Below are 3,267 nucleotides of genomic sequence, written 5' to 3'. Positions count from 1 at the left end.
GACGACCCGGCCGCGGCGACGACCGCACGGGTGGACCGCGACATTCGCATGCAGGAACTGGTCCGCCACTCCCTGTCGATCGCGGATGCCGCGGACCGTCTCGGGGTGACCGCGGCCCGGATCCGGCAACGCCTCGGCGAGGGCACCCTGTGGGCGTTCCAGTCGGGCCGCAACCGATTGCTGCCGCCCGCCCAGTTCACCGACACCGGTGCGGTGCCGCACCTCGACCGGGTGATGCCGTTGCTGGCGAAGGATCTGCACCCGCTGACCGTGCAGGCATTGCTGACCCTCCCGCAACCGTCCCTGACCGTGGAGGGCCGGCCGGTGTCGATCGTGGCGTGGCTGACCGGCAGCGCCGGAACCGCCGCCGATATCGAACAGGTTCAAGACGTGATCACCGCCGCCGAATGGGAATCGGCATAGATGGGGTCGATGCTGCCGACGCCCCCCACCATCGCCGACCTTCGTGATGCGGGCCTGCGCGGCGAGGAAGTGATCGACTGGCAACCGGCCGAGGTGGTGTGGCGGGTGCATCGCACCACCGGCACCCACGTGCTGCCGTGGAATGGATTGCGCACGTTCGGGCCGATCCTGCGGTTCGACCACCACCCACCCCCGCGGGCCGAGCATCCCGGTTACGGCATCTGGTACGGCGCCTCCAGTCCCCGCGGCGGGTTGGCCGAGGCGTTTCAGAGTTCCCGGGTGATCGACCGGCACCGCGGCGACCCGTATCTGACCGGGCTGCGATTTATCCGCCCGGTGAGACTGCTCGATGTGTCCGGCATCGGGGAGGGGGCGTGGGTGACCCGGGTCGGCGGCAACCACGCCCTCGACTCCGCCGCGCACGGCCGAACCCAGCACTGGGCCCGCACCATTCACCGGGCCCATGACGATCTCGATGGGATCGCCTACCGCGGCCGGTTCGCCGGCGGTGTCTGCATCGCGATCACCGAACGCGCCGCCGACGCGTTTCCTGCGCTGCCGGCGTTGTCGCTGCCGTTGTCGCATCCCGGGTTGTCCGGGCCGATCGACAGCGCGGCCTATCAGCTCGGCTACACCATCACCTGACGCTGCGACGCACGTGGGCGAACCGGTTGGGCACGCGGCGCATGTCCCGTGACGGAACGACATCGATTGCAGGACGCGCTTCCGTCGGCGGAGGGAAGTGATCGGTACACGTCCGGTCGGACTGTATGTCGGTGTCCCGTGTCGGTGTCCGCAACTCATCATTCGGATGGTGTATTGACAACCGGAAACCCTGCATCTGAGTCCACTACGGATGATGTGGGTTTCCGCCCCGGCCGCGCACGGTTGTAGCGGCCTCTATGAGGTGGATCCACCCGCCGGTGACCCACGACGACGCTCCCGGTGCTGGCCTGCGTCCTTCCATGGCAAGACCCGGTACGTGTGAGAACGCTGCGGGCCTCGGCGTGACGGTAACCAGAGTGTTGTTACGAACCTCAGGCGGTGGGAGTGGTGGGGAGCCAGTTGTAGTTCTGCTCGTTCCAGAATCCACACCGGTGGTCCGCTGCGTACTGCTCCGTGCTGACGGTGCGTGTGTTGGGGCCTGAATCCAGAACCATGATTTTGCCCTCACCGATCGCTGACCATTCGGGCTGAGTGGGAGCAGTGGGACTGCCGTGCGCGGCGAATCCTGCCCAATAGGCCATCATCGTTTGCGACAATTGCTGCTGTTCTGGAGTGAACCGCGTCGCCAATTCCCCGCCCCACAGGTACGGCAGCTGGGTGGAATGCGCTGCTCCTACGTTGAAATCGGGGAGTTTGGTTTCGCGTGTTGGCGCGTGCTCGTCGTCGAACCTGTAGAAGAAGACTCGTGGCTGGTGGACAGCCATTTCGTTCGCCAGCGTCAGGTATTGGCATCCTCCGAGCCCGTAGAACACACTGCTGTCATTCCATATCGTACTGAGTGCGTAGGCTGCACCGTACGGACTCGGGAATGACGAGTATGGGTACTGGTCGGCGACAGCGTGTGCAAGTGGTCCGAATTCTTCTTGCAGTTCCTGCTTGTATCGGTCCTCGGTCACGTCTGCGAAAGGGATTGCCCAGCCTCGGGTTTCATCACGTGTCTCTCCGATCATGATGGGGACGTTGTTGAACGAACCAGACTTGATCGCCGCGTCTGGTGCAATCGGAAGTTCGGGGCCCCCAACGATGGGCAGAGGGCCTGTGAGGATTCCCCCGAAATTCGTGCTCGCTGCGAGAAGTTCGTCACCAGATCTGGAACGTAGACACTGGGCCATGTCGCCGGGTTCGGAGCAGCCTGTCGAAACAGCGAACGAGGCGGCGTCGGCCTGGGCTTCTTCAGTTGAGTGGCTGGGGCATCCGCCGCTTTGGATGATCGCGCCCTGGAACAGACCGCTCGCTGTCGGCGACGCGAGTTGGGCGCACACCGAGTGTCCTCCGGCAGATTGGCCCACAATTGTGACTTGACTGGGGTCGCCGCCAAAGCCTGCGATGTTCTCTTGAACCCAGTGCAGGGCTGCTTGCTGATCCAGGAGTCCGAAGTTGCCTGTGGTGCCGTCATCGGCCCCAGGTAGCTGGAGGAAGCCGAAGGCGCCGAGTCGGTAATTGATGGTGACAACGACTGTGTTGAACTTTTCCGCGATTCGTGACCCATCTGACTGGCTTCCCGAACCACTCATGAAGCCACCTCCGTGAATCCAGAACAGGACCGGGAGGGGCCCTCTAGTTCGTTCGGACGGTGTATATACGTTCAGATACAGACAATCTTCGCCATAAGACACATCGTTGCTGCCACTGCTCACCGGTTGATAGCACCTCGGGCCGAATTCCGCTGCTGAACGGATGTCGTCCCACGTCGGCGTCGGTGCGGGTGGCTCCCACCGCAGGGTGCCGACGGGTGGGGCCGCATAAGGCATGCCGAGGAACTGGTCCACCTGTCCAGCTGATATCCCCTCTACGTCACCAGTTTTCGTTGTGACGACCAACGAATGACTGTCCGATTCTGCTTGTGAGCGTGAAGCTGCATGCTCGGGCCCCGCATGTGTGCCGCAACCTGTCAGGGCCGCCGTCAATGCCAGCACGATAGTTGTTTTCGCGAACAGTCGCGTTCTAACGCTCACCCAAATCTCCTTGGATTGTCAGATGATTGCCTGGTCGAACGAAATGAAGGCGCCGATGTCGCCACGGGCGAGTAGGGCGGATTGCTCGGGAATACTGGTACCGATCGTTTTCACGGCGGCAGGCTCACCCCGAGACTTCGCAGGTACAGGAAGGCTTGGAGCC

The 3,267-nt window shown here is 63.3% G+C and carries 3 protein-coding genes; 2 read left to right on the top strand and 1 reads right to left on the bottom strand.

The genetic code is table 11. The features are described 5' to 3' along the window. Both AC1D1G_RS43425 and AC1D1G_RS43420 read left to right on the top strand, forming a co-directional pair. Positions 1 to 423 (top strand): hypothetical protein (locus AC1D1G_RS43425; protein WP_477956735.1); only part of this gene is annotated, 423 nt, incomplete at its 5' end. Next, positions 424 to 1,068: an RES family NAD+ phosphorylase gene (locus AC1D1G_RS43420; protein WP_477956734.1), complete on the top strand. Its 645-nt coding sequence runs from the start codon at positions 424 to 426 to the stop codon at positions 1,066 to 1,068. Between the two features lie 392 nt (positions 1,069 to 1,460). Here AC1D1G_RS43420 and AC1D1G_RS43415 read toward each other — a convergent pair whose 3' ends face one another. Further along, positions 1,461 to 3,065, bottom strand: a complete 1,605-nt coding sequence (locus tag AC1D1G_RS43415; RefSeq protein ID WP_477956736.1) for a carboxylesterase/lipase family protein — start codon at positions 3,063 to 3,065, stop codon at positions 1,461 to 1,463. Between the last annotated feature and the right edge of the window lie 202 nt (positions 3,066 to 3,267).

The organism is Rhodococcus sp. P3_B8, from assembly GCF_056402775.1.
The sequence above is the reverse complement of the archived record's forward strand: the minus strand, read 5'-3'. Positions and strand labels throughout refer to the sequence as shown.